This is a genomic window from Pseudomonas sp. IT-P74, from assembly GCF_949768175.1.
Taxonomy (GTDB): Bacteria; Pseudomonadota; Gammaproteobacteria; order Pseudomonadales; family Pseudomonadaceae; genus Aquipseudomonas.
This window is the reverse complement of the sequence record NZ_CATKQD010000022.1, coordinates 62,064-87,829: the sequence shown is the minus strand read 5'-3', so window position 1 is coordinate 87,829 and position 25,766 is coordinate 62,064. Positions and strand designations below refer to the sequence as shown.

21 protein-coding genes are annotated in these 25,766 nt (G+C 60.8%); 3 read left to right on the top strand and 18 right to left on the bottom strand.

Features of this window, described 5'->3' with window-relative positions; all coding sequences use genetic code 11:
* Nucleotides 1-29: 29 nt before the first annotated feature.
* Both pssA and ACM6J5_RS14365 read left to right on the top strand, forming a co-directional pair.
* On the top strand, nucleotides 30-1,373 hold the full coding sequence (gene pssA, locus ACM6J5_RS14370) for a CDP-diacylglycerol--serine O-phosphatidyltransferase (protein WP_414928779.1): 1,344 nt from the start codon (nucleotides 30-32) through the stop codon (nucleotides 1,371-1,373).
* Nucleotides 1,374-1,886: 513 nt separating this feature from the next.
* Nucleotides 1,887-2,903, top strand: coding sequence for an AraC family transcriptional regulator (locus tag ACM6J5_RS14365; RefSeq protein WP_414928944.1), 1,017 nt, complete (start codon nucleotides 1,887-1,889; stop codon nucleotides 2,901-2,903).
* Between the two features lie 17 nt (nucleotides 2,904-2,920).
* Here the strand turns inward: ACM6J5_RS14365 and ACM6J5_RS14360 are convergent, their stop codons facing one another.
* The 13 genes from ACM6J5_RS14360 to arnB form a co-directional block, all read right to left on the bottom strand.
* On the bottom strand, nucleotides 2,921-3,409 hold the full coding sequence (locus tag ACM6J5_RS14360) for an LEA type 2 family protein (RefSeq protein ID WP_150672892.1): 489 nt from the start codon (nucleotides 3,407-3,409) through the stop codon (nucleotides 2,921-2,923).
* 57 nt (nucleotides 3,410-3,466) lie between these two features.
* On the bottom strand, nucleotides 3,467-4,939 hold the full coding sequence (locus ACM6J5_RS14355) for a nucleobase:cation symporter-2 family protein (protein ID WP_095943576.1): 1,473 nt from the start codon (nucleotides 4,937-4,939) through the stop codon (nucleotides 3,467-3,469).
* A gap of 97 nt (nucleotides 4,940-5,036) precedes the next feature.
* Nucleotides 5,037-5,744, bottom strand: coding sequence for an HPP family protein (locus ACM6J5_RS14350; protein WP_150672891.1), 708 nt, complete (start codon nucleotides 5,742-5,744; stop codon nucleotides 5,037-5,039).
* Between the two features lie 159 nt (nucleotides 5,745-5,903).
* Nucleotides 5,904-7,115 (bottom strand): MFS transporter, encoded by a 1,212-nt coding sequence (locus ACM6J5_RS14345; RefSeq protein ID WP_414928778.1) that lies wholly within the window; start codon nucleotides 7,113-7,115, stop codon nucleotides 5,904-5,906.
* A gap of 56 nt (nucleotides 7,116-7,171) precedes the next feature.
* Complete coding sequence (locus tag ACM6J5_RS14340) at nucleotides 7,172-8,755, bottom strand: ArnT family glycosyltransferase (protein ID WP_414928777.1); 1,584 nt, start codon at nucleotides 8,753-8,755, stop codon at nucleotides 7,172-7,174.
* 5 nt (nucleotides 8,756-8,760) lie between these two features.
* Nucleotides 8,761-10,140 carry a UDP-glucose dehydrogenase family protein gene (locus ACM6J5_RS14335; RefSeq protein ID WP_150672889.1) on the bottom strand — a complete coding sequence of 460 codons (1,380 nt, stop codon included), beginning with the start codon at nucleotides 10,138-10,140 and terminating at the stop codon, nucleotides 8,761-8,763.
* Nucleotides 10,137-10,538 carry a 4-amino-4-deoxy-L-arabinose-phosphoundecaprenol flippase subunit ArnF gene (gene arnF, locus ACM6J5_RS14330; RefSeq protein ID WP_414928776.1) on the bottom strand — a complete coding sequence of 134 codons (402 nt, stop codon included), beginning with the start codon at nucleotides 10,536-10,538 and terminating at the stop codon, nucleotides 10,137-10,139. The genes ACM6J5_RS14335 and arnF overlap by 4 nt, the downstream gene beginning before the upstream one ends.
* Nucleotides 10,535-10,879, bottom strand: coding sequence for a 4-amino-4-deoxy-L-arabinose-phosphoundecaprenol flippase subunit ArnE (arnE, locus tag ACM6J5_RS14325; protein ID WP_150672888.1), 345 nt, complete (start codon nucleotides 10,877-10,879; stop codon nucleotides 10,535-10,537). The genes arnF and arnE overlap by 4 nt, the downstream gene beginning before the upstream one ends.
* Entirely contained in the window at nucleotides 10,876-12,525 is a 1,650-nt protein-coding gene (arnT, locus tag ACM6J5_RS14320; protein WP_414928775.1) for a lipid IV(A) 4-amino-4-deoxy-L-arabinosyltransferase, read from the bottom strand. The genes arnE and arnT (ACM6J5_RS14320) overlap by 4 nt, the downstream gene beginning before the upstream one ends.
* Nucleotides 12,522-13,406 (bottom strand): 4-deoxy-4-formamido-L-arabinose-phosphoundecaprenol deformylase, encoded by an 885-nt coding sequence (arnD, locus tag ACM6J5_RS14315; protein WP_414928774.1) that lies wholly within the window; start codon nucleotides 13,404-13,406, stop codon nucleotides 12,522-12,524. Before arnD ends, arnT (ACM6J5_RS14320) begins: the two co-directional genes overlap by 4 nt.
* Entirely contained in the window at nucleotides 13,406-15,397 is a 1,992-nt protein-coding gene (arnA, locus tag ACM6J5_RS14310; protein ID WP_150672887.1) for a bifunctional UDP-4-amino-4-deoxy-L-arabinose formyltransferase/UDP-glucuronic acid oxidase ArnA, read from the bottom strand. The genes arnD and arnA overlap by 1 nt, the downstream gene beginning before the upstream one ends.
* Nucleotides 15,394-16,413, bottom strand: coding sequence for an undecaprenyl-phosphate 4-deoxy-4-formamido-L-arabinose transferase (gene arnC, locus ACM6J5_RS14305; RefSeq protein WP_150672886.1), 1,020 nt, complete (start codon nucleotides 16,411-16,413; stop codon nucleotides 15,394-15,396). The genes arnA and arnC overlap by 4 nt, the downstream gene beginning before the upstream one ends.
* A complete protein-coding gene (arnB, locus tag ACM6J5_RS14300; protein WP_150672885.1) occupies nucleotides 16,410-17,558 on the bottom strand; it encodes a UDP-4-amino-4-deoxy-L-arabinose aminotransferase in 1,149 nt (382 codons plus the stop codon). Before arnB ends, arnC begins: the two co-directional genes overlap by 4 nt.
* A 390-nt stretch (nucleotides 17,559-17,948) precedes the next feature.
* Here arnB and xerC point away from each other — a divergent pair, with 390 nt between their 5' ends.
* A complete protein-coding gene (xerC, locus tag ACM6J5_RS14295) occupies nucleotides 17,949-18,887 on the top strand; it encodes a tyrosine recombinase XerC (protein WP_150672884.1) in 939 nt (312 codons plus the stop codon).
* 4 nt (nucleotides 18,888-18,891) lie between these two features.
* Here xerC and ACM6J5_RS14290 read toward each other — a convergent pair whose 3' ends face one another.
* The 5 genes from ACM6J5_RS14290 to ACM6J5_RS14270 all read right to left on the bottom strand — a co-directional run bounded on the left by ACM6J5_RS14290 (nucleotide 18,892) and on the right by ACM6J5_RS14270 (nucleotide 25,764).
* Nucleotides 18,892-19,962, bottom strand: coding sequence for an ABC transporter ATP-binding protein (locus ACM6J5_RS14290; protein ID WP_150672883.1), 1,071 nt, complete (start codon nucleotides 19,960-19,962; stop codon nucleotides 18,892-18,894).
* On the bottom strand, nucleotides 19,959-21,557 hold the full coding sequence (locus ACM6J5_RS14285) for an ABC transporter permease (RefSeq protein ID WP_150672882.1): 1,599 nt from the start codon (nucleotides 21,555-21,557) through the stop codon (nucleotides 19,959-19,961). The genes ACM6J5_RS14290 and ACM6J5_RS14285 overlap by 4 nt, the downstream gene beginning before the upstream one ends.
* Before the next feature lie 4 nt (nucleotides 21,558-21,561).
* Entirely contained in the window at nucleotides 21,562-22,575 is a 1,014-nt protein-coding gene (locus ACM6J5_RS14280; protein WP_150672881.1) for an iron ABC transporter substrate-binding protein, read from the bottom strand.
* Nucleotides 22,576-22,846: 271 nt separating this feature from the next.
* On the bottom strand, nucleotides 22,847-24,568 hold the full coding sequence (arnT, locus tag ACM6J5_RS14275; RefSeq protein ID WP_414928773.1) for a lipid IV(A) 4-amino-4-deoxy-L-arabinosyltransferase: 1,722 nt from the start codon (nucleotides 24,566-24,568) through the stop codon (nucleotides 22,847-22,849).
* 638 nt (nucleotides 24,569-25,206) lie between these two features.
* Nucleotides 25,207-25,764 (bottom strand): membrane integrity-associated transporter subunit PqiC, encoded by a 558-nt coding sequence (locus ACM6J5_RS14270; RefSeq protein ID WP_095943560.1) that lies wholly within the window; start codon nucleotides 25,762-25,764, stop codon nucleotides 25,207-25,209.
* Between the last annotated feature and the right edge of the window lie 2 nt (nucleotides 25,765-25,766).

The window sequence follows — 25,766 nt, the reverse complement described above, 5'->3', positions numbered from 1 at the left end:
TTCTTCGGATTCGACCCATTGCGAGCCCTATGCCGTCGCTTTTCAAACGCTCCCTGCTGCCCAAGTTGCGCAGTTTTCCGCTGACGGCCGATGCCGTTGGCGTCCTCTCCGGCGCTGCCGAATTCCGTCGTTGCCTGCTGGAGAAAATCGCCAGCGCGACCCGGCGCATCTACATCGTTGCGCTGTACCTGCAACAGGATGAAGCCGGCCAGGAAATTCTCGATGCCTTGCACGCGGCCAAGCTGGCGCGTCCGGAACTGGACGTGGTGGTGGTCGTCGACTGGCTGCGCGCCCAGCGCGGGCTGATCGGTGCCGGCAAGCAACCGGGCAACTCCGCCTGGTATCAGGAAATGACCCGCACCCATGCCAGCGAAGTGCCGATCTACGGCGTTCCGGTTCAAACCCGGGAACTGTTCGGTGTGTTGCACCTTAAAGGCTTCGTGATCGATGACTGCGTGATCTATAGCGGCGCGAGCCTGAACAACGTCTATCTGCACAAGTTCGACAAGTACCGCTACGACCGCTATCACCTGCTGCACAATCGTGAACTGGCCGATTCGATGCAGCACCTGGTGCAGCACGGCCTGGTGGCGTCCAAGGCGGTGCACCGCCTCGATCTGCCGAACCTGCCGACCACCCGCAGCCTGCGCCATGACATCGGTGACCTGCGCAGCCGCCTCAAGCACGCGGCGTACGACACCACGCAGGGCACCACCGACAGGAGCGGTCTGTCCGTCAGCCCGCTGCTCGGTGTCGGCAAGAACAATCCGCTGAACCGGGTGATCTGTGAACTGATCGCCAGCGCCCGGCAGCAACTGACCATTTGCACCCCGTACTTCAACCTGCCGCTGGCGATCATCCGCGAGATCAACCGCGCGCTGGCCCGCGGGGTGAAGATCGACATTGTGGTCGGCGACAAGACGGCCAACGACTTCTACATTCCGCCGAGCGAACCGTTCCGGGTCATTTCGGCGCTGCCGTACCTTTACGAAATCAGTTTGCGCCGGTTTGCCAAGCGTCATCAGCGCAACATCGACAGCGGGCAGTTGAACCTGCACCTGTGGCGTGATGGTGACAATACCTATCACCTCAAGGGCATGTGGGTTGACCGGCGCTATACCTTGCTGACCGGCAACAACCTCAACCCGCGGGCGTTTCGACTCGATCTGGAAAACGCCTTGTTGATCGATGATCCCCATGGCGAACTGCTGGAGCCGCGTGGCAAAGAGCTGGCAGAGATCTTCCAGCACACCCGTCGAATCGAGCAATTCCAGAACCTGGAAACCTTGGCCGAATACCCGGCGGGCGTGGCCAAGTTCCTCAAGCGCGTGAGTCGTGTGCGGATCGAACGGTTGCTCTATCGCATTCTGTAAACCGGTGGATCTCACAAAAGTAATAGTGAGCGTACTCGCGATGACGGCCTGACAGTCGACCAGGTACATCACAGACGAACGAACCCAGCAAACAGGCCGGCCGGTAGGCCGCCTCGAGCGCTGTTGCGGTACACGCCCCCTCATGAGGCCGAGAGGAGGTTCTGCGCAGTGGGCAACCCGGCATGGATGCCGGGTTAGCCGCGTACGGCCATGGATGGCCGATCGCGGCGGGCCCACGGAGCAGGACCGGAGCGAGGGCATGCCGAGCCTGGGCGAGGCACCGAATGTCAGGGGCAAGAGCCCTTGGTTACTTGGGGCTTTTCCAAGTGACCCGCCGTAAGGGCGGAACCAATAGCAGCCGTTACCGCAGCAACGGATATGTACACCCACAAAACAATTATCGCCTGACACAAAACTATCGCGAGCAGGCTCGCTCCCACAGGGATCAGCGCCAGGCGGGTGGTTTCGGCTAATATGCCCCCACTCGAACAAGAACAGGGCTTGCCGCGATCCATGTCGGAAAAAGACACCATCTCCATTCAACTGGTGCGTGAAGCACTGTTGCAAAGCTGCGCGCCGGGCGTCGCCACGGACGAGGTGTTGAGCAAGGTCGGCATCGACCCGCAACTGTTGGGCAGCGCCGCCGCCCGTGTTCCGGCCACGGCTTATGCGCGCCTGTGGCGGTTGCTGGCACGGCGCGGCGATGATGAGTTCTTTGGCATGGACCCACGCAAACTCAAATCCGGCAGCTTTGCGTTCCTGTGTCGCAGCGCCATGCTCCAGCCCAACGTGGCGGCGGGAGTGGCCAGCGGCCTGGGGTTTCTGTCGTTGATCCTCGAACACTTGCCGGCACAGTTGGTGCGCCAGCAAAGCCTGGCGGAAATCGTCCTGCTGGAGGACGACAAGGACCCGCGCCGGGCCTTCACCTATTTCACCTACTGGATGATCGTGCACGGTGTTGCCTGCTGGCTGGCAGGGCGGAGGATTCCGATCCTGGCCATCGAACTGCGCTGTTCGAAGCCGGATTTCTGCGATGACTATCAGGTGATGTTTTCCGAGAACCTGCGCTTCGACCGCCCACGCACACGGATGATTTTCTCCGCCGATTGCCTGGACCTGCCCATCAAGCGCAGCCCTGAAGAGCTCGAGCGATTCCTGGCCCGTGCGCCGGCGAACATTCTGGTGAAGTACCGCGATCCGCAGAGCCTGGCCAGCCGCATCAAACACGACTTGCGCCACCTGCCGGCCGAACACTGGCCGGAAACCGAAGCATTGGCGCAACGCCTGTGCATGTCGGCTTCAACCTTGCGCCGCCGACTGGCCGAAGAAGGGCAAACCTATCAAGGCCTCAAGGACAGTGTGCGCAAGGAACTGGCGATTGTCTGGCTGGCCGAACCCGCGATCAGCTTCAGTGAAATCGCCGCGCGGCTGGGGTTCGCTGACGTCAGTTCGTTCTACAAGGCGTTTCGCAAATGGTCGGGGTCAAATCCGGGGCATTACCGCAGCCTGATACTCAATGACACCGAGTAAGTTCAGCGGCGCAACGGTCATTTTTTTGCAGGCGTTTTACGGCTGCCAGTGGTCGGCCCTGGCAGACTGAGGGTGCCACTGTCGACGAAACGCATCGTGTTGAACACCCCACCCGAGAGCTTGCCGCGCAGGACATAAGGCATGTTGTTGAGCGTTTTCATCTGGCTGATGCCATAGGTCTGGCGGATCACCGAAAACGCCGAAACGCTGACCGGCACGCTCACGACGGTGTCTGAAAAACGCCCGATCGTACCACTCTCATCGGTGACGCCGGAGGCGAAAGGCTGGCCGTTGATGTCCAGGTCCAGGGCGACGCCGCTGTAGGTGAGTGTGGTGTCATTGGGGTTTTGCACGCGGATTCTCACGGCAAAGCGCACTTCCATACCTTCGCCTTGCAGGGGCTCGACACCCACAACGTTGATTTTCAACGGGTCTCGATTGGGCAGCGAGGAACAGGCGCTCAGGCAGAGCAGAAGGGAAATCAGGACGGCGTGGAGGCTGCGCATGGACGTGCTCTCATCTGAAAAAGGCTGAACCGCCAGCGGCTCAGCCCTTGAGCCGGTCTAGTGGTTCGACTGTGCGACCACCGCAGCCTTTGTGGGTTCATCTCTGGCGGTCACATCGGGGTTCTGCATCACCTGAAGCACGGAGGCCTCCGGTTCGAATTCGTCCTCTTCCAGTTCGATGAATTCCTCGGGCAGGAAGATATTAAGAACGATAGCGCACAGCGCGCCGACGGTGATGGGTGATTCGAAAATGTTGTGCAGGGCCTTGGGCAGTTCACGCAGGACTTCCGGCACGGCGGCCACGCCCAGGCCCATGCCGACGGAGATCGCCACGATCAGCATGTTGCGCCGATGCAGGCCGGCCTCGGCGAGAATCTTGATCCCGGCCACCGCGACGGTGCCGAACATCACCAGTTCCGCGCCACCGAGCACCGGTTTTGGCATCAGTTGCAGTACCGCGCCGATCATCGGGAACAGACCAAGCACCACCAGCAATCCGGCAATGAAAAACGCCACGTAGCGGCTGGCCACGCCGGTGAGCTGGATCACCCCGTTGTTCTGGGCGAAGGTCACCATCGGCATGCTGTTGAACACTGCGGCCATGGCCGAGTTGAGGCCATCGGCGAGCAGGCCGGACTTGATCCGGCGAATGTACACCGGGCCTTTGACCGGTTGCCGGGAGATCATCGAGTTGGCCGTAAGGTCACCGGCGGCCTCCAGCGGCGACACGAGGAAGATCACCGCTACCGGAATGAACGCCACCCAATCGAAGGAGAACCCGTACTTGAAGGGTACCGGTACGCTCATCAACGGCACTTCGGGGAGGCTGTTGAAATCAACCTGGCCCATGAACCATGCCGCCCCGTAGCCCAGGGTCAGGCCGATGACAATCGCTCCCAGGCGCAGAAACGGCACATCCACCCGGTTCAGCACAACGATGGTGCCCAGCACCAGCGCCGCCAGGGCCAGGTGACTGGCCGCCCCCAGATCCGGAGCGCCGAAGCCGCCGGCGATGTCGGTCATCGCCACCTTGATCAGCGACAAGCCCATCAGCGTAATGATCGTTCCGGTCACCACCGGAGTGATCAGCATGCGCAATTTGCCGATGAACTGGCTCAACACCACCTCGATGAACGCGGCAAAAAAGCACACGCCGAAGATGGTCGAGAGAATCTCATCGGTGCCGCCGCCGCGGGCCTTGACCATGAAACCGGCGCTGAGGATCACACTGATGAACGAGAAACTGGTGCCTTGCAGGCACAACAGGCCGGAGCCTACCGGGCCGAAGCGCCGCGCCTGCACGAAGGTGCCCAGACCGGAGACGAACAGCGCCATGCTGATCAGGTAAGGAATTTCGCTTTGCAGGCCCAGGGCGCTGCCCATGATCAGCGTCGGGGTGATGATGCCGACGAAGCTCGCCAGCACGTGTTGCAGGGCGGCGAAGACGGTGGCGGTCAGATGCGGGCGGTCATCGAGGCCGTAGATCAGGTCGCTGTGGCGTGGAGCGGGGGCTTTTTCGGAGGCGGTCATGGTGGTTTGCGTGCCAGAAGGCGGGCCGGGTCAGAAAATGGAGGCGCAGGATGCCAGAACCACCCGGCCACGGCAAAAGAACCTCCAGAACAGCGACTTACAGTCGTGGGGCGAGCACTTCGCCCACGCTGCGGCGTTTGGCGTGCAGTTGGCTGGCCTGGATCAACTGTTCGAGGTCTTCGGGCGTGACGTCATAGAACGCTTCCATGTCGGCCAACGCCAGTTTCAGGTCTTCGGCGGTGATGGCCTGACGGTCGACCGGCGGGTGATCGGCAGGAATCCTGGCCACCGGCTCGCTGGCACTCTTGGGGTAACGAACGCGGGTCAGGTTGTTGTAGACCAGGGCGCAGAGCAGCATCGTCGCCGCGCTGAGCATCACAGGTCCCATGGCTCTCCAGTCCATGGCAATGGTCGCCGGATCGGCCAGCACCAGGGTCAGGGCCAAGGCACCGGCCGGTGGATGCAGGCACCGCAGCCAGCACATCAGGATCAACGCCATGCCCGCGGCCAGGCAAGCGCTACCCAGGGTTCGGCCCAACACATGGGCCACCAGCAAGGCAATCACCCCGGCGCTCAGGTAGCCGCCGAGAATCGACCAGGGTTGGGCGAGCGCGCCCGAAGACACGGCAAACAACAACACCGCCGAGGCCCCCAACGGGCCGATCAGGTGCTGGGCCACCTCGATGCCGAACACCTGGCTACAGAGCCACACGCTCATCAGAGTCCCCAAGGCCATGCCGATGGCAGCGCGGCTCCATTCGGTGGGGCGGGTGTTGATGGCGGCGGGCAACCAGCGAGCAAGCATTTCGAGAAGACTCCGGCAGAAAAAGTCCAGGCAAAAAAAGGGCTTAACTGGGGAACCCAGAAAGCCCTTGAAGTTGTTCCAACTGTTGGGGGAGGAACCCGCACAGTGTGCCGTTCAATCCAGCTACTGACAAATTCATATTAATGAGCTTTCAGTGCATTATATTTGCTGTAATTTGCCTCGTCGGCCGCTTGTGTAGGACAGCAAACCGCCCAGGGCCGCGAGTGCACTCAAGGCATAAAACATCGTCGGCGCTGGGGTGTGCATCAACATGAAGCCGCAAATCACCGGGCTCAGCGCACCGCCAAGGGCAGCAAGGTTTTGCGCGCCGTAGTAGCTGCCACGCAATTCTTCCGGGGCCAGGGTGTCGACGAAGAGAAACTCGGCCGGGTAAATGATGATTTCGCCGAGGGTGAAGATAAACATCGCCACGCACCAGCTCACCAGGCTGTCCGCCACGCTGAAGCCGATCAGCCCGAGGATGAACAGGCCGGTGCCGACAACGATCCATTGACGCAACTGTTCGCGCTTGAGAAAACGCCCGATCTGGTATTGCAGCAAGATCACACTGATGGCGTTGCAGGCGAGCAGGGCGGCCATGATTTCCATGGTGTGTTGGGGATTGCTGGTCACCAGCAGGTACTGCGACAGGTAAAAGGTAAATCGCCCGTGCACCACGGTGCTGAGCAGGCAGCCGGCGGTGAACAGGATCAGGGTGCGGTCGTTTTTCAGGGTGATCAGGGTCTTGAGGAAACTCTGCCCCTGGCCGCCGACAGGCGAGCGTGCCGGGTCCTTCGCGATCCCGGTCATCAGGAAAATGCTGAAAAAGGCGATGGCCGCAGCGATCAGGAAGGGTGCACTGGCAAAGACGCCGGCAATCAGCACGCCGAGCATCGGCCCGACGGCGTAGCCAATGTTGGTCAGCGTATAGCTCAGGGAAAACGCCTTGGCGCGCTGACCCACCGCAAGGTTGTCGCTGAGGATCGCTTTCGAACCGATGAGGAACAGCGATGAAGCGGTTTCGGTGACGATCAGGGTGATGGTGGTCAGGTAGAGGTTTTCAGCAAAGGTCAGCAACACCAGGCCGACAGCGCTGGACGCCATCGAGAGAATCAGCAACCGGCGTTTTTCGAAGCGATCGATGATGTAGCCGCCATACAGGGAGAGCAGGGTGGCGATGAACACCGCGATGCCGAGCAGCACGCCAACGTCCTGTTGGTTGAGGCCAAGCTTGTCGCTGACGAACAGTGTGAGCAACGGGCTGGTGATGGCGCGGCTGACGACGATGGTCAGCGAGCAGATCAGCAGGCGGTGAATGAGGGGGGAGTAGCGGGTCACGGCGCGAATATCCTTATTCGATCGGGCCGGCATCAGCCCGATCGTGAGCGCTACTCTAGCAGTCGGACACTCGGTCGTTGCAACGGGATTTAATTGAGGTGCAGCAGCACGAAATCATTCTTGTCGAACCGCCCGCTCAGCACGGGTGGCAACGCCCCTATAGCCGTGCCTTGCAGTGACGTGTAGACGTTCAGGTCCATCATCAGCCACGCCGGGCCCTTGAGGGTTTCAAGCTCCGGTGGGGTGTCGGTGAAAACCGGGTGCAGGTCCTGCGGGATGTTGACCATGAATTTGATGGCCTTCGCGTCTTTGCCCATGCCGTGGATGACCAGCGGCGCGGGGTCTTTTTGCACGAGTTCAAAAGCTTCGCGACTGAAGGTCCGGGTGTCGTAGAGCTGTTGTTGAATGGGCTCGAACTGCAGGATGTAGAACGACCAAAGTGCCAGGACCGCGCAGAGGGCCAGTGTCTGAGCTCGCCAGCGCAAGTGCTTGAGCGCTGCCAGGGCGATCACTTGCAGCACACTGAGCAGGATGAACAAGGAAGTGAAGTGAGCCTCGTCCTCGGGGAATTTTTGCCGTACCACCAGCAATGCCGCGATCAGCAGGCTCGGGATCAGCAGCCACAGCCCCTGCATCAACCCCCGCAGCCAGGCAAACCATCGACCCTGAGTCGCGTAAAACGGATACGCGGCCACGATGGCCGCCATGGGCAACATCGGCAGCAGGTAGCGGGCCTTTTTCGCCTGCGGGACGGAAAGGCCGAGCATCACGATCAGTCCGGCCGCTACGCAGTACTGCATCAGGCGCAATGCCGGCCCGGCTTCCTTCGGGCCGGTTAACGCAACGGCCACAAGCGCCAGCACGGCCAACGGCCAGGCCAGCGAGTAATTGCCCAGCGAGCTGGTGAAGTAATACAACAGACCGTTGCTTCCTTCGCTACCGTCCATGCGGCCCATGAACTGCATGCGAATCACGTCTTGCAAGAAGGCCGGGCCGCCGCTGACGTCCGCCAGCCACAACAACACCCCAATGCACACCACCAACAGCATGGACGCCAGCAATCCGAAGACAATCAGCCGTCGCCATTGGCGATTGAGCAGAAAATAGCTGCAGAGCATCCCCGTAGGGATGACCAGGCCGATGGGCCCGCGAATCCAGAAGCCCAGCATCAGCAATGCAAAGATCAAAACCTGGCGGCGCGGCGCCGAGAAGTGGTCGGCGGCATAGCCCAGGTAGAACACGCTGAACGAGACGGCCGCCAGCATCAGGTCGAGGGAAACGGCGCGGGTTTGCGTGATGAAGGTGTTGGTCAGCAGCATCAAGGCGATGCTCAGCAGCGCCCAACGCGGGGAGTAAGGCGCCAGCAGGCGGTACATCAAGGTGACGATAACCGCTGCGGCGATGGCGCTCGGCAACCACGCGGTCAGGCTGGTGACCTGGCCGAACGGCAGTGAAAGCAGCCAGATGAATACCGTTGAAAGACCCGAATAGTCGGCGTAGGGCTGACCATAGGTCGTCGGAAAAAAAGACGGCCCATTGCGCAGCATCTCCTGGGCGAACAGCACGAAGCGCGAATCGAAGCCGATGGCCGCTTGCTGGTAAGTTCCGGCGCAGAACAACAACAGCGCCAACAGACCCAGTGCGAGGGACTGTTGGCGGATGTGAGGGCGCATGGTGTTCAGGCGACCACTGACTCGGCAAACCATTGCTGGTGCGGAATCGGCAATTTGCTCGACTCGCCCCGGCCGATCGGGAAGTAGGTGAAACCGATGCGTGCCAGACGGTCTGTGTCGTACAGGTTGCGGCCGTCGAAGATCACTGGTGCGTTGAGCCGCTGGCGAATCAGTTCGAAGTCCGGCGCCTTGAACTGTTGCCATTCGGTGCAGATGATCAGTGCATCGGCGCCGGACAAGACCGACTCGGGCGTACCCATGAGCATCAGTTTCGATTCATCGGGATACAGCTTCTGGGTTTCCTGCATGGCTTCCGGATCGAACGCACGGACATTGGCCCCGGCGGCCCACAACGATTCGAGCAACACCCGACTCGGCGCATCACGCATGTCGTCGGTGTTTGGCTTGAACGCCAGGCCCCACAAGGCAAAGGTCCTGCCACGCAAGTCGCCCTTGTAGAACGCGTTGATGCGCTCGAACAGCTTGTATTTCTGCCGCTCGTTGATGGCTTCCACCGCTTGCAGCAGGTCGCTGGAGCAATGGGCCTCTTCGGCGCTGTGGATCAGGGCGCGCATGTCCTTGGGGAAACATGAGCCACCGTAGCCGCAACCGGGGTAGATGAAGTGATAGCCAATGCGCGAGTCGGCACCGATGCCCAGGCGTACCGATTCGATATCGGCACCCAGGTGTTCGGCCAGCTCGGCGATCTGGTTGATGAAGCTGATCTTGGTCGCCAGCATGCAGTTGGCGGCGTACTTGGTCAGCTCGGCGCTGCGCAGGTCCATGAACATGATGCGTTCATGATTGCGGTTGAAGGGCGAGTACAGGTCACGCATCACGTCACGCACTTCTTCGCGCTCACAACCGATGACGATACGGTCCGGGCGTCGGCAGTCGGCCACGGCCGAACCTTCTTTCAGGAATTCCGGGTTGGAGACGATATCGAACTGCAACACGCGCCCGGCGTTGAGCAGGCATTTGTCGATGTGTGCACGCAAGGCATCGCCGGTGCCGACCGGGACGGTGGATTTCTCCACCAGGATCGCCGGTTGCTCGCGATGACGGGCCACGGCGTCGCCCACCGACATCACGTAGCGCAAGTCCGCCGAGCCGTCGTCCCGGGACGGAGTACCGACCGCGATGAACAGCACCTGTCCGTGCTGGACAGCGAGTTTTTCGTCGCTGGTGAACTGCAACCGCTTGGCATCCAGGCCTTCGCGTACCAGGCTGGCCAGCCCGGGTTCGAAAATACTCACGTGGCCCTGCTGGAGCAGGTCGACTCTATTCTCGTCAACGTCCATGCAGACCACATCGTGGCCGACTTCCGCCAATACCGCTGCCTGCACCAGGCCGACATAACCGCTACCAAACACACTGATTTTCATGGAGCACTCCTTGATTCGGGCGCACGAGCAGGTCGAGAATTGATGGTGATGACGCCGAGGATGACCAATGCCACGCCAAGGCTTTTTGTAAGGCTGAACGTTTCGTTGAACAGCGGCAGGCTGGCGGCCAGCAAGTACACCAATGCGTAGCTGATGCTCAGCAACGAGTAGGCGCGACCCAGGGGCAGGTCCCTCAGGGCGGCGAGCCAGCAGAGCATCGACAGGGCGTAAGCGACGATGGCCAGGAGCACCACGGCAACTGCTGTCAGGTCGATGGGGGCGCTGAGCCATTGTTCGGGTTGCGGCAGGTGACTCATGCTCCAGCGCATGCCCAGTTGGGCGGCGCTGACCAGCAAAACACTGCCCAGTGCGAAGGTGATACCGCGACTCAGGTTCATGCGTGTTGCCCCAGCAATGCCACACCGCCAATCACCAGTGCCACACCCAACCAGTGGCGGCGGTCGATGGTTTCGTGGAACACGAAACGCGCGACCAGGGTGATCAGCACGAAGTTCAGGCTCAGCATCGGGTAGGCAATCCCGACTTCCAGGCGTTGCAGCACCAGCAGCCACACCAGCAGGCCAAGGCCCAAAGAGGCGAGGGCCAGCCAAAGCCAGGGCGAACGCAGTTTGTCCGCCCATCCGGCAGGTTGGCCGCGCCAGCTTTCTACCGCATATTTCTGGGCGATCTGGCCCAGGCAGGTCAGCAGGCAGGCCACTAACAGCAATAGCAGGCTCATGGTGCCGCCTGAGGAATAATCAAAATCACCAGATTGCCTTGTTCATACCGCTTGCCCTCTTTGGGCAACTGTTCAAGTTCGCGCAACTCTTCTTCGCCCTTGACCCGCATGACCACACCCACCGAGCCTTGCTGGCGGGCGTCGTGCATCCACTGTTGCACCTGATCGGAGTTGACGCGCTGCTTAAGCGAGTCAGGATAGGCAAGGCCATATTTCAATTCGCCTATCGTGTTGAAAAAAGCCACTTCAGGCCGTTTCACCCGCCAGGACAACGCCGACGCGGCCCCCAGATCGTTGCTTAACAATTTGGCGCTCTGGCCAAGTTCCTGGGCATGATCGAGGATGAATTGGTCAGGGGTTTTATTGGCGACGACGGAGTTGGGCAGTCCGGCGGGCAGCACGGCGGCGAGCAACAGGCTGCCAAACGCCGGGGCCGCCCAGCACTGCAACGGGCGGAAGGCCTGCAGCAGGTTGGCCATGATCCAGCCGATCAAGCCGATGAACACCAACATCAGGTTGTGCAGTTCATGATCGTAAATCGGCTTTTTCAATTGCAGGTAAACCAAAGCCAGCAGGGTGACCACACCCACTGCCAGGTTCAGCAGGCCGTTGATGCCCAGGGCGCGACCTTGTTCCAGCTTCAATCGGTCAGCCAGCGCATGGCCGAGCAACAATGCCAGGGGCAGCAGGCACGGCAGGATGTAGGCCGGCAACTTGCCCTTGCTCAGGCTGAAGAAGAACAGCGGCATCCACAGCCACAGCAGCAGGAACCCGATATTGGATTGGCGGCGGCTCTGCCAGGCTTGCTTGAACGCGGGCGGCAGCAAGGCAACCCACGGCATGCTGAAACCCACCAGCAACGGCAGGTAAAACCACCACGGCGCATCATGCTGGGCATCGTCCCCGGCAAAACGGCGAATATGCTCGTGCCAGAAGAAGAATCGCCAGTAGTCCGGCTCCTGGGCGTGTACGGCCAGTGCCCACGGCAGGCTGACGACGATGGCGACCACCACCGCCACGGGTCCGTAGACCAGCAGTTCACGCCAGCGTTTTTGCCAGATCATCCAGGGCAGGGCGATCAGCACCGGCAACAGCCAGGCCAGGAAACCCTTGGTCATGAAGCCCATGCCGCAAGCCAGGCCCAGCACCGCCCAGGCGGCCAGGCGTTGCCCACGGCTCGTGCTGTCGAGGGCGAACCATAGCGCCACCAGGCTCAGGTTGACCCAGAAGTTGAATTGCGGATCGAGGTTGGCATACCCCGCCATGGCCGCAATGATGGTGAAACTCATGAAGATCATGGCGCAGGCGAAACTCTTGCGCGGCTCGTTCCACATCCGGCGGGCGACCAGATAGCACAGCAGCACGCCCAGGCCGGTGCTCAGCGCCGAGGCGAAGCGCACCCCGAACAGGTTCTGGCCGAACAGCGCCTGCCCGAGGGCGATCATCCAGTAGCCGGCCGCGGGTTTTTCGAAATAGCGCACATCCATGAAATGCGGCGACACCCAGTTGCCACTCAGGAGCATGCCCTGGCTGATCTGGGCGTAGCGGGTTTCGTCGGGAATCCACAAGCCATGACTGCCCAGTGGCAGCAAGTACGCCAGCGCCATCATGGCCAGCAATAACGGCAAAGCCCAGCGTTTGCTCATGCGCCTTGCACTCCCAGCCAGCCTTCGCGACCTTCGAGCGCACCGCGTACCACGCGGCCGATCGGCAAACTGTCAGGGGCCTGGGGCAACAAGTCGCCCAAGGGGTGAAAACGAATGTCTCGCTGACGCGCATCGTTCAGCAGTTGACGGAAATCGTTGGCCATCAGAATCCCTTCTACCTCGGCATGGATCGTGTAGACGTTGAGTTTTTCCGGGGTGAACCGGTCCAGGATGAAACGGTTGAAATCTTTGGCTGCGACGCTCGGACCGACCACTTCGTCGAAGGTCGGCAGATCCACCGGGATTTGCGGCGTACCCAATTGCCCATTGGCCAGTCGCGGCTGGAACAGACTCTGGCCGCGGCAGTCACTGTTGTAGCGAAAAGCGAAGCCCTGCTTGGCTTCGATCACGCGCTCGTCGGCACGCCAGCCGGCGACCGCCGAGCAGTCGACTTTCTCGCCGAGAATGTCGCTGAGCGTGTCTACACCCTTGCGGATCTGTTCGATCAGTTGCGCGTCGCTCCAGGTCCCGGCATTGGCTTGCCAGCCATGGTGATCCCAGGCGTGCAAACCCACCTCATGCCCGGCATCCCGGGCCTGGCGCATCAGGTGCCCCAGGTCGCGGCCGATCGGTTTTCCGGGCCATGCGGTACCGGCCAGCAGAATGTCCCAGCCATACAGGCCGGCTGCGTTGGAACGGAGCATTTTCCAGAGAAACTGTGGACGGATGAGACGCCACAAATGGCGCCCCATGTTGTCCGGCCCGACACTGAAGAAGAACGTCGCCTTGACCTGAGCTTCATCAAGGATTTCCAGCAACCGTGGCACCCCGTCACGGGTACCCCGGTAGGTGTCGACATCAATCCGCAGTCCCGCCTGCATCAACGCTTGTCCGCGATTTCGAGCATGGCCTCGCGCAGGAAGAAGTCCAGGGTGTTGCCGATGGTTTCGCTCATCTCAACGGTTGGCGTCCAGTCCAGCAGGCGCTTGGCGTTGGCGATGCTTGGCTTGCGGTGCGACACGTCCTGGTAGCCGGTGCCGTAGAACGCCTTGCTTTCGATGTCGCGGAAACCGGCGAACGGAGGGAAGTTTGCGCGCAGCGGGTGAGCTTCGAACTGACGCAGCAGCTCTTCGCCCAACTGACGGATGCTGGCCTCGTTGTCCGGGTTGCCGATGTTGATGATCTGGCCGTTGCAGACGTCGTTATCGTTGTCGATGATCCGCGCCAGTGCTTCCACACCGTCGGCGATGTCGGTGAAGCAACGTTTTTGCTCGCCACCGTCGAACAGGCGAATCGGCGTGCCTTCCACCAGGTTCAGGATCAGTTGGGTAATCGCTCGGGAGCTACCGATACGGGCGGAATCCAGTCGGTCCAGGCGTGGGCCCATCCAGTTGAACGGACGGAACAGGGTGAAGTTCAGGCCCTTCTGGCCATAAGCCCAGATCACGCGGTCCAGCAGTTGCTTGGAGACCGAGTAGATCCAGCGTTGCTTGTTGATCGGGCCGACCACCAGGTTGGAGTTGTCCTCGTCGAAGTTGTTGTCCTGGCACATGCCATAGACTTCCGATGTCGACGGGAAGATCACACGCTTGTTGTACTTGACGCAGTAGCGAACCAGTTTCAGGTTCTCTTCGAAGTCCAGTTCGAATACCCGCAGCGGGTTGCGGGTGTATTCGATTGGCGTGGCGATGGCCACCAGCGGCAGCACCACGTCGCACTTCTTGATGTGGTACTCGATCCACTCGGAGTGGATGCTGATGTCGCCTTCGACGAAGTGGAAATTCGGGTGGCTGCGCAGGCGGTCGATGGCGTCCGAGCCAATATCAAGGCCGTAGACTTCGTAGCGGTCGTCGCTCAGCAGGCGCTCGGACAAGTGGTTGCCGATGAAACCGTTGACGCCGAGGATCAGCACGCGGGTGCGACGCGGGGCGCGACCGGATTCAGCGCCGCGCAGCACGGAACCGTCCACCAGGCCCAGTTCGTTGGCCAGTTGTGGGCCGCTCAGGTACAGACCGTTGTCGTTGCGCTGGCCGGCGTTGATGATCAGCGAGTCTTGACCGCAGGCGATGCGCAGCGGGTCGACGCTGATGACGCGGCCCGGCGCCAGGCCTTCGTTGCCCTTGGCAACATCGGCGCTCCAGACAATCAGCTTGTGCTCGCCCACCGCGCAGAAGGCGCCCGGGTACGGCTGGGTAACGGCACGGACCAGGTTGAACAGTTCTTCGGCCGGCCTGGCCCAGGCGAGTTTGCCGTCGGCCGGAGTGCGACGGCCGAATAACGTGGCCCTGGATTCGTCTTGCGGTGTTTCACTGGTCTTGCCTTGCAGCAGCGCTGGCAAGGTGTCGCGCAGCAGGTCAGCGGCCGCCGTGCGCAATTTGCCGTGCAGGCTCAGCGCCGTGTCGTTGCGCTCGATCGCAACCTTTTGCTGGGCAACGATGGCGCCCGCGTCGGCGCGCTTGACCATGCGGTGCAGGGTCACGCCGGTCTCGGTTTCGCCGTTGACCAACACCCAGTTGGCCGGTGCGCGACCACGATAGCGTGGCAGCAGCGAACCGTGCAGGTTGAACGCGCCTTTGCTCGCCGTGGCCAGCAACTGCTCGCTCAGCAGGTTGCGGTAGTAGAAGGAGAAAATGTAGTCGGGGTCGAGCTTGGCGATGCGCTCGATCCACAGCGGGTGGTTGGCATCTTCCGGTGCATGCACGGCGATGCCGTGGCGGGCGCACAGTTGCGCGACGGAGCCGTAGAACGCGTTCTCCTTCGGATCGTCGGCGTGGGTGAACACCGCCGCGATCTCGAAACCGGAGGAGAGCAGGGATTCGATGCCGGCGCAGCCAATATCGTGATAGGCGAAGACAACAGCTTTTGCGCTCATGAAGGAACCTGGTCTGAAGAAGTGGAAGTAAGGCCGTCGACGGTAACAACGCAAGCGGGCGCGGCGGGCTGGCTGCGCAGCACCTTTTCAATGAAGAAGCGCGGACGCGCGCGCACGTCGCTGTACATGCGACCCAGGTATTCACCCAGCAGGCCCATGCCGATGAATTGACCGCCGGTGAAGACGAACAGCACGGCGAACAGTACGAAGGTGCCGCCACCGGCCCAGCCGGCGCCGAACACCAGGCGCAGCACGATCAAGGCGATGGCGAACAGCATGCCCAGGGCCGCCATGCCGACGCCGACGATGCTCAGCAGCCGCAGCGGCGTGGTGGTCATGCAGGTGACCAGGTCGAACATCAGGTTGATCAGGCGCATGGGGCTGTACTTGGAATCGCCGTGTTCACGCTCGGCGTGGGTCACGGGGATTTCCGTGGTGTGGCGGGCAAAGCTGTTGGCCAGGATCGGAATGAAGGTGCTGCGTTCACGGCAGGCAAGCATGGCATCGACAATGGTGCGCCGGTAGGCGCGCAGCATGCAGCCGTAGTCGCTCATGGCCACGCCGGTGGAACGTTGCACGGCGAGGTTGATCAGCTTCGATGGCCAGCGGCGCAGGGCCGAGTCCTGGCGGTTGTTGCGCACCGTCGCGACGACGTCATAGCCAAGTTCGGCCTGCGCGATCAGTCGTGGGATTTCTTCGGGCGGGTTTTGCAGGTCGGCATCGAGGGTGATGACGACATCGCCCTTGCACTGCTCGAAACCGGCCATGATCGCCGCATGCTGGCCGTAGTTGCGGTTGAGGATCACCGCCACCACCGTGCTGCCTTCGCGGGATGCGGCATCTTCCAGGATCTGCGCGGAATCATCGCGGCTGCCGTCGTCGACCAGAACGATCTCATAGGGATGGGTCAGTTGCTGACACGCTGCTTCGGTGCGACGAAGCAACTCAGGCAGGCTTTCCTGTTCGTTGTAGACCGGAATGACGATCGAAACGAAGTTGATTGGGTAAGGTCTCAAAGGCTTCTGTCCATGCAGTTTTCAATGGCGCCGACGACGCGCTCGACATCATCGGTGGTCATGTCGGGGAACAACGGGATCGAACACAGCCGCGCCGAATTCCATTCGGTGTTGGGCAGGTACAGGTTGGGGAAACGTTGGCGATAGTAGGTGTGCAGGTGCGTTGCAATGAAGTGAATGCCGGTGCCGATATTCTGTTCCTGGAGGGCTTTCATGAACGCTTCGCGATCCAGCCCGCACAGCTCGGCGTCGATGCGCAGGATGAACAGGTGCCAGGCGTGTTTTTGCGAATGTGCGGGGACGGCCAGGGGTTGCACCGGCAAGCCTTCCAGACGCTGCAGGTAGGTCTGCGCCAATTGAGTTCGCTTGGCGTTGATCTCGTCCAGGCGTTCCAGTTGCACCAGCGCGATGGCCGCGTTGATATCGGCCAGGTTGTACTTGAAGCCTGGCTCGATCACTTGGGCCTGGGGCTTGCGGCCATGGGTCAGGCGATCGTAGGCATCAACCCCGAGCCCGTGAAACTTGAGCATGCGTACCCGCGAGGCCAGGGCTTCGTCGTCGCTGACGAACATGGCGCCTTCGGCGCAGGTCATGTTCTTGATTGCGTGGAACGAGAAGATCGCCGTGCCTTTGGAGCCGACGTGACGACCTTTGTAGTAAGTGCCAGCTGCGTGGGCGGCGTCTTCGATCACGGCAATGCCGTGTTTGTCGGCCAGGGCGTAGAGCGGGTCGAGGTCGAATGCCGCACCGGCATAATGCACCGGGATGATGGCTTTGGTGCGCGGCGTGATCGCAGCTTCGATAGCGGTCACGTCGGTCATCAGCGTGTCGCGGTCGACGTCGACGAACACCGGCGTGGCGCCCAGCAGGGTGATCATGTTGGCGGTGGAAACCCAGGTCTGCGACGGTGTAATGACTTCATCGCCGGGACCGACACCCAATGCCAGCAGGGTGATATGCATCCCGCCGGTGGCCGAGGAAAGTGCCACGGCATGTCGACAACCGACGTAGTTGGCGAAGTGTTCTTCCAGTGCCTGGTTCTTCGGCCCGGTAGTGATCCATCCGGAACGCAATACTTGCTCTACGGCTGCGATTTCTTCGTCGCCGATACCGGGACGGGAGAAAGGGAGAAACGCCTGACTCATGGGCACCTCAGGGGCTGAAACGTAAATAGCCTTTGAGGCTAAAAGGGATCCAAAAATCAGCTTAGACGCTAATTCAGAACCTGCGTCAAATCAATTAGTTACCGGTTGGCGGTAAAAAACTGCATCGGTTGACTTTTTTTGCCACGGGCGGCAGGTTGGACGTCCATTCGGGTTGCTTCGACTTTATAGAAGGTTATGCCCGATTTTGTGAAAGGAACATGAAAAAACGGTTGGGGAATCGTTTATCTGAAAGCTATTAAGCTGCTGTTCAGACTTCCGCTATTTATGGTAGTTCCTAGGAAAAATCCTACAGCGGCAATGTCTTTTACTTCATCGTTATTTCACTTCTTAGTTGTTTCATTGAACTGTTTACATTCAAGGCCGTTTCGTTTGATTGACTTACCTGTTACTGATTCTCGCTCATCCCTCACCAATCCGCTGACTCTGTATCTGGCGCGACTGGCGCCGTCCAGTCAACTGACCATGCGTTATGTGCTGCAGGACGCCGCCGACCGCCTGGGCTTCGAAGACCACGATATAGAGGAAATCCCCTGGCACAACCTGCAGCCAGAGGACGTCATTGCGTTGGTGGCCACCTTGCGTTCGGACGGCTATGCGCCGAACACGTCGTCGCTCTACGTCAACGCGGTGCGCGGGGTGATGAACGAAGCGTGGCGCATGAGCCTGATCTCTCAGGATCACTTGCTGAAGATGCGTTCGGTGAAGGGTATGGCCGGTACGCGGCTGTCCCAGGGGCGTAATCTCAGGCGCACGCTGATCCAGGAGCTGATGGCGGTCTGCGCCGCCGATCCGCGGCCGCAAGGCCTGCGGGATGCCGCGATCATCGGGATTTTGTACGGTTCGGGAATGCGCAAATCCGAATCGGTGAACCTGGAGCTGAACCAGGTCGACTTCACCGAGCGCAGCCTGCGGGTGACGGCCAAGGGCAACAAACAGTTGATCAAGTACGCCCCGGCCTGGGCCTTCGCCAAGCTTGAAGCCTGGCTTGAGCTGCGCCGTTCGCTGCTCAAGGACGGCGAGCCGGACGACCCGTTCCTGTTCAACCGCATCCGCCGCGGCAGCCACATTACTCGTGAGCGCATCACCAAGCATGCGATCTACTACATCGCCCGGCAACGGGGTGCGCAGGTCGGGGTGAAAATCATGCCCCACGACTTCCGGCGTTCATTCATCACCCGGGTGATCGAAGAGCATGACTTGTCGATTGCACAGAAACTGGCGCACCACAGCAACATCCAGACCACGGCCAACTACGATGTGCGCGACGACAACGAGCGGCGTCGGGCGGTGGATCGATTCGATCTGTAAGCGATTAAATCTCGCTCAGTACATGGGCGTGGCCAATGGTCGAGACTTGAACCGCGCTGCCGGCCGGTGGCGCATACATGCCTGAACTGCGCACCAGCAATGATCGGCCCGATTGCTCGTTGCGGGTCAATGGCTGGAGCTCCACCGTCAGCGTGCAGGTGTTGCCGCTGAAATCCCGATCGGTGACCACGGCCCGGCACCCGCTGGCTTCAGGGTCGCTGGGGAGGATGCTGGCCAGTAGCAGTTGTTCGGGGCGCAGCATGATCTGCGCCGAGCTGTTGTTGCGGTGGTTGTTGACCGGGATCCGCCCCAGGTCGCAATGGGCCCAACCGGCCTCGATGCGTGCAGGCATCACCACGGCATCCCCCAGGAACAATGCGGTCTGTTCGTCTTCGGGATAGCGGTAAAGATCCAGCGGATGCCCGGACTGTACCAGTCGGCCATGACGCATCACCGCCAACTGATCGGCGAACGACAGGGCTTCACTCTGGTCATGGGTGACCAGGATGGTGGTGACACCCGCGTCCTCCAGCAGCCGCGCAACCATCTTGCGCATGGCGGCGCGCAATCCGGTATCGAGTGCCGAGAACGGCTCGTCCAGCAGCATCAGCCGTGGCTGTTGCGCCAGGGCTCGGGCCAGGGCCACGCGCTGTTGCTGGCCACCGGACAACTCGTGGGGCCAGCGCCCGGCCATCTTCGCGTCCAGCGCCACGCTGTCCATCAGTTCGGCGACACGCTGGTGTTTTTCAGTGCCCTTGATCGCCAGGCCGAAGCCGATGTTCGCCGCCACGGTCATGTGCGGGAACAGCGCGCCGTCTTGTGGCACGTAGCCGATCAGGCGTTGATGGGCCGGCACTTCGTGGGTGCCGTCGACCAGGGTCTGGCCATTGAGCGAAAGACGCCCGGAGTCGGGGAACTCGAAGCCGGCAATCATCCGCAGCAACGTGGTCTTGCCCGAGCCGGAAGGGCCGACGATGACCGTGCGACTGCCGCTGGGCACCGACAGGCTGACGTTGTCCAGGGCGCAATGGGCGCCATAGGACTTGTAGAGGGCATTCAATTCAAGAGTGTTCATCGGCCAGCCGTTTTTTTCGATTGGTGATAAAGAAGTCCGGTCAACGGAAGCGACAGCACAACCATCAATACGGCGTAGGGCGCGGCGGCTGCGTAATCGATTTCGCTGGTCAAGGCCCAGAAACCTGTCGCCAGGGTTCGCGTGCCGTTAGGGGCCAGAAGCAGGGTGGCGGTCAATTCGTTGGTGATCGCCAGGAACACCAGCGCCGCGCCGGCGGCCGCCCCCGGGGCAGCCAGGCGCAAGGTGATCAGCCACAGTGCCCGGGCCGGTGAGCGGCCAAGGCTGCGGGCGATGTTTTCCAGTTCCACCGGGGCCTGGGCAATGCCCGCGCGCAGGCTCACCAGCGCACGGGGCAAGAACATCAACAGATACGCCAGCAGCACGGTGAAGGTGGTCTGGTAGATCGACCGGGCAAAATGGATCGTGACGGTCACCAGTGCCAGCGCGACGATAATGCCCGGCAAGGAGCTGGTGATGTAGTTGCAGCTTTCCAGCACCCGCTGCAGTCGGCCGGGGTAACGAATCGACAGCCAGGCAATCGGGATTGCCGCGCAGGTGGTCAGCGCCGCGCCCGAAATGCCAAGCAGCAGGGTTTGCTCCAGGGCGGGCAACAATTCGGCCATGTTCCAGACTTCCACGCCACCGGCAATTAGCCACTTGCCCAGGGTGATCAAGGGCACGCCCAGGGCCAGGGCGCAGGTCGCGACTTGCAGCGTCAGCGAGAGCAGGGTGGAGGCCGGTTTCAGGCGCACGACCCGTTGCTCCCGGGCGCTTCCGGAGCCGACGCGAGCGTAACGCGCGGAGCCCCGGGCGGCGGATTCGGCCGTCAACATCGCCAGGCAACACAGCGCCAGCACACTGGCCAGCATGTGTGCAGCCGCACCGTTGAAGGTCGATTTGAACTGATCGAAGATCGCGGTGGTGAAGGTGTCGAAGCGGATCATGGCGTACAGGCCATATTCGGCCAACAAGTGCAGGCCGACCAGCAAGGCACCGCCGCAGATCGCCAGGCGCAATTGCGGCAACACCACGCGGAAAAACACTTTCCAGGGTTTGAGCCCCATGGATTCGGCGACGTCTTCGATGGCCGGGTCGAGCCGGCGCAAGGTGGCCGCTACCGGCAAATACAGGAATGGGAAGTAGGCGATGACCGAGACCAGGACACCGGCAAACAAACCGTGAATCGGTGGCACCAGGCTGACCCAGGCGTAGCTGTGAACGAACGCCGGCACCGCCAGCGGCGCGGTGGCCAGCAACGACCACCAACGCCGCCCCGGCAGATTCGTGCGTTCCGTGAGCCAGGCCAGTGTCACCCCCAGCGCCACGCACAAAGGAATCGTCAGCAGCACCAGCAACACGGTGTTGACCAGCAGTTCACCGACCCGAGGGCGGAACACCAGGGCCACAACGGTTGACCAGCCTGTCTGCAGGGACACGCCAATCACGTAAGCGATCGGTAGCAGTGCCAGTAATGAAACCAGCACCGACAAACCGATCACCCATACACCGCCACGTCCCGCAAAGACTCCGCGGGATCGTCGACGCAAATGTGCGGGCGTCGCCTCAGCGACCCCCGCAGGCAGGGTTTCTGGCATCAATTTAGAGCAGTCCGGCCTGTGTCATCAGCTCCACGGCTTTTTTACTGTCGAGTTTCGAAGCATCGACAGTGGGCGCATCGAGTTGATTCAGAGGCACCAGTTTAGGGTTGGATGCAGCGCCTTTGCCCACGGCGTATTCAAACGATTTGCCGTTTTTCAGGACGGCCTGGCCATCCTTGCCGGTAATGTATTTGAGGAACGCCTGGGCTTGTTCCTGGTGTTTGCTGGAAGCGAGGACGCCGCCGCCGGAGATGCTAACAAAAGCGCCAGGGTCTTTGTGCTTGAAATAGTGCAGGGTAGTGTTCTTGCTGTTTTCGCCCGTCTTGGACTGATCCACCAGGCTGTAATAGTGGTAGATCACGCCGCTGTCGATCTGCCCGGCATTTACCGCCTTGAGTACCGAACTGTTGCCGCGGTAGTTGGCGTAGTTGGTTTTCATCCCCTTGAGCCAATCCAGCGTAGCCGCTTCACCCTTTTGTTGGAGGATGGCCGCGACGATGGCCTGGAAGTCAGCACCGCCTGGCGATGCCCCCCAGCGACCCTTCCAGCTCGGCGAAGCCAGGTCCATGATCGATTTCGGCAGGTCGGCTTCCGGCAGTTTGCTCGGGTTATAGACGAACACCGTGGAGCGCGCGGCGATCCCGACCCATTTGCCATGGGCCGGGCGGTAGGCGGAGTCAACCTGCTCCAGCGTGGCCTTGTCGACAGGCGCAAACAGCCCGGCGTTGTCGACCAGGACCATGGCCGGGGAGTTTTCGGTCAGGAACACGTCCGCCGGAGAAGCCGCGCCTTCCTGCACGATCTGGTTGCCCATCTCGGTGTCGTCGCCGTTGCGCAAGGTGACGGGAATACCGGTCTCCTGGGTAAAGCCCTCGACCCAGGCCTTGGTCAGGCCTTCGTGTTGCGCGTTGTACACCACGATGCCGACGGAGTCAGCGGCATAGACCTGGCCGGCGCTCAGCAAAGCGGTGGCCAACAGGGCTTTTTTCAAGAACGAAGGGATTTTTGGAATCATTCTGCGGGCTGCTCCTGGTGCATTTTTTTGAAAGTCATGCGCATTGAGCCGCCTGTAAACCAATGCGAATCATTTGCATGTTTTTGAAGTGCGGGAAATGTAGAGGTCCAAATGAGAAAATAACGTCAAAAAAACCGTTAATACATGTAATTTTCATTCAGATTAGCAGCACTGTGCCCACTGCGGTTCGACTCGTCCATAAAAGGATGATCGTCGATCAGGATATGACGCAGTTCCGGGTGCCTGCCGGCCCTTTTTGGCGTCTTCTCCATCAGGGCTGGATGGGCGGGAAGATCAGGACCTGCAGGTTGCCGCGCCGATAGCGCTTGCCGTCGGTGGGCAGCGCCTCGACTTCCTGAACCTCGGCGACGCTGTTGACCCTCATCACCACCCCGACCGAGCCCTTCTTGCGCGCCTCGGTCATCCATTGCCCGACGTCTTGCAGGGTCACCTTGCGCGAGGCCGCCGCCGGATCAGAGAGGCCGTATTTCATTTCACCGACCACGTTGTACAGCGCAACGTCAGGTCGCCTGGTCAGCCACGACAGGGCCGAAGCCGCCCCCAGGTCGTTGCTCAGCAGCGTGGTGGTCTGGTTCAGGCTGTCCAGGTGTTCGGAGATAAACCGGTCGGGCATCTTGCTGTCGACGATCCGGCCCGGCATGGCGGCGGGCAGCAGCGCTACCAGCAGCCATATGCCGAGGGCCGGCATCGCCCATAACGTCAATGGCCGCAGGATCTGCAGGGCGTTGGCGATGATCCAGCCCAGCAGCACGATGAACGCCAGGGACAGGCTGAACATCTCGGTATTCTCGAAAATCTCTTTGCTCAATTGCAGGTAAAGCAAAGCAGCCATGGCCGTCGTGGCAATGATCACGTTGAGCCAACCGTTGAAACGAATGGTCCGTGATTTGGATCGTTCCAAAAGGCCGGTCAGCGCGTGCCCCATCAGCAGCGCCAGCGGCAACAGGCAAGGCATGATGTAGGTCGGCAGCTTGCCGCTGCTCATGCTGAAAATCGCCAATGGCAGCAATAACCAGAGCAGGAGAAAACCGCCGGCAGGCTGACGTTTGTTGTTCCAGGCCTGGATGAATGTCGTCGGCAACAACACGGCCCAGGGCAGGACGGAAACCACCAGCATCGGCAGGTAGAACCACCACGGACGGGCGTGTTGCGCATTGTCGGCGGCAAAGCGGCGTACGTGCTCGTTCCAGAAGAAGAAATTCCAGAAATCCGGTTCCTGATGATGGATGGCCAGCGCCCAGGGCAGGCAGACGGCCGCGGCGACCACGACAGTCAGTGGCCCGTATCGCAACAACTCGCCAACGCGGCGCTGCCAGACCATGTAGGGCAGGGCGATCACCGTCGGCAGCAGCCAGGCCAGAAGGCCCTTGGTCATGAAGCCCATGCCGCAGGCAATGCCCAGCACTGCCCAGGCGCCCAGTCGGGCACGGGTGGTGCGGCTGTCAATGGCGAACCACAGGCAGATCAGGCTCAGGTTGACCCACAGGGTGAACTGCGGGTCGAGGTTGGCGTACCCGGCCTGACCGGCAATCAGCCCGAAGCTCATGTACAACAGTGCGCAGGCGAAGCTTTTGCGCGGATCGTTCCACAACCGGCGGGCAATCAGGCAGGTCAGCCACACACTCACCCCGGTAGACAGTGCAGATGCGATACGCACCCCGAGCAGATTGTCGCCAAACACCGCCTGACCGATGGCGATCATCCAGTACCCGGCAATGGGTTTTTCGAAATAGCGCAGGCCCATGAAGTGCGGCGAAATCCAGTTTCCGCCCTGCAGCATTTCCTGGCTGATCTGGGCATAACGGGTTTCATCGGGAATCCACAGGCCGTGGCTCATCAGCGGCAGCAAGTAGAACGCGATGAACGCCAGGAGCAAGGCCAATAGCATCCAGCGCTCGCTGGCAGGCGCCGTCGGGGGGTGCAGGGGGGAAGAATGGCCGGCAAATTTGGGCAATGGCTGAATTGTCGTCATGGCTCGACCTTGGCACTCGGATGGCTGATTAAAGAGTGATGGGTAACTTGCAGAGCGAAAATCGGAATGATATTGAATGGCAAGAAGTTAATTCATGCTTTTCGTTGTTTGTTCAGCTGTTATTCAGTTAGCTTTGAAATGACTTATTGCCAAAGTTTTCGATCCCTTATGGCTCAAGTTTTACTCTTGTAGCAGAGTGTTCCAGTCTTCGGTATTTACATGGCCTGGCACTTACAACTGCCCGTGGCCATCGACGCGGACAAACAGCGCGCTGTCGTGCTGCGCGTCCGTGATCGGACCCGGGTTTGCAGGCTCTCTTGGGCCAGGGTGGTCGGGGATCCTGGTCGCAGGACAAAACCGGTGACCGGCACGGCGACGGTTCTATTTAAACAAAACACGAAACAGTACAAAAATTCCACGGAGACTAAGTTCGGTGAATTAACTGCAGCGAAAGTTACATCTCTGCAAGTGTCGGCACAGTGAAAGGAATGTGAAAAAATTGCAGGGGGAGGGGCCAGCGAGTCATTAGTCGGTTACTGGGGATTGTTATCTTTTTTCTGTTGCGCAGAATTACAGCGGAACACAGAAGGGACGGATTAACGGCGAACTTGTCGCCGTTAAGCCGGAGGCGAAGGCGTTCAGGGCGCGGGGCAACTCACCTGTGGTCTGACTGCCGCCTGGCTGATCAGCGCGGCCAGGCGTTTGACGTTGTTTTGCTGGGCAAGCACCAGGTCATCGATGGTCGCGCCCGAGGGCGTTTGCAAGGTGCTGCGGCAAATCACCCGGGCCGTGTCGCCGGTGCTGGCACTGCGAAGGCGCCATTCCACGTCCATCAAGGCGTACTGGCCGGGGACCGAGTCAAAACGCTGCACATCGATCCGCACCGAATGTCGGCCTTGTACAGGACTGTTGCTCAGTTGGTCGACCAGCGCACTGCGCAATTCGTCCACGAGAGTCGAGCCCCACCATTGGGTTTCCAGGATCGCCAGGCCACTGTTGCCTTCGCGAATGACGATCTGCGCTCGATCGACCTGGGGTGGCACGCTGATCGTCTCGATCTGGATCACCCCGACAGTGGTCCTTGAGTGATCGCCCTGCTGCGCCGGGGTCAGGGTGTGGAATTGAATCGGGTCACTGCGGCAGGCGGCTAGCAGCAACATCGCGGTGACCAATGTGAACTTCAGCGGTAAAGCCATGG

Bases quoted from the DNA above. Each gene is read 5' to 3' on its own strand.
- pssA (WP_414928779.1), top strand. From the start codon at position 30: ATGCCGTCGCTTTTCAAACGCTCCCTGCTGCCCAAGTTGCGCAGTTTT.
- ACM6J5_RS14365 (WP_414928944.1), top strand. From the start codon at position 1,887: ATGTCGGAAAAAGACACCATCTCCATTCAACTGGTGCGTGAAGCACTG.
- ACM6J5_RS14360 (WP_150672892.1), bottom strand. From the start codon at position 3,409: ATGCGCAGCCTCCACGCCGTCCTGATTTCCCTTCTGCTCTGCCTGAGC.
- ACM6J5_RS14355 (WP_095943576.1), bottom strand. From the start codon at position 4,939: ATGACCGCCTCCGAAAAAGCCCCCGCTCCACGCCACAGCGACCTGATC.
- ACM6J5_RS14350 (WP_150672891.1), bottom strand. From the start codon at position 5,744: ATGCTTGCTCGCTGGTTGCCCGCCGCCATCAACACCCGCCCCACCGAA.
- ACM6J5_RS14345 (WP_414928778.1), bottom strand. From the start codon at position 7,115: ATGCCGGCCCGATCGAATAAGGATATTCGCGCCGTGACCCGCTACTCC.
- ACM6J5_RS14340 (WP_414928777.1), bottom strand. From the start codon at position 8,755: ATGCGCCCTCACATCCGCCAACAGTCCCTCGCACTGGGTCTGTTGGCG.
- ACM6J5_RS14335 (WP_150672889.1), bottom strand. From the start codon at position 10,140: ATGAAAATCAGTGTGTTTGGTAGCGGTTATGTCGGCCTGGTGCAGGCA.
- arnF (WP_414928776.1), bottom strand. From the start codon at position 10,538: ATGAACCTGAGTCGCGGTATCACCTTCGCACTGGGCAGTGTTTTGCTG.
- arnE (WP_150672888.1), bottom strand. From the start codon at position 10,879: ATGAGCCTGCTATTGCTGTTAGTGGCCTGCCTGCTGACCTGCCTGGGC.
- arnT (WP_414928775.1), bottom strand. From the start codon at position 12,525: ATGAGCAAACGCTGGGCTTTGCCGTTATTGCTGGCCATGATGGCGCTG.
- arnD (WP_414928774.1), bottom strand. From the start codon at position 13,406: ATGCAGGCGGGACTGCGGATTGATGTCGACACCTACCGGGGTACCCGT.
- arnA (WP_150672887.1), bottom strand. From the start codon at position 15,397: ATGAGCGCAAAAGCTGTTGTCTTCGCCTATCACGATATTGGCTGCGCC.
- arnB (WP_150672885.1), bottom strand. From the start codon at position 17,558: ATGAGTCAGGCGTTTCTCCCTTTCTCCCGTCCCGGTATCGGCGACGAA.
- ACM6J5_RS14290 (WP_150672883.1), bottom strand. From the start codon at position 19,962: ATGAACACTCTTGAATTGAATGCCCTCTACAAGTCCTATGGCGCCCAT.
- ACM6J5_RS14285 (WP_150672882.1), bottom strand. From the start codon at position 21,557: ATGCCAGAAACCCTGCCTGCGGGGGTCGCTGAGGCGACGCCCGCACAT.
- ACM6J5_RS14280 (WP_150672881.1), bottom strand. From the start codon at position 22,575: ATGATTCCAAAAATCCCTTCGTTCTTGAAAAAAGCCCTGTTGGCCACC.
- arnT (WP_414928773.1), bottom strand. From the start codon at position 24,568: ATGACGACAATTCAGCCATTGCCCAAATTTGCCGGCCATTCTTCCCCC.
- ACM6J5_RS14270 (WP_095943560.1), bottom strand. From the start codon at position 25,764: ATGGCTTTACCGCTGAAGTTCACATTGGTCACCGCGATGTTGCTGCTA.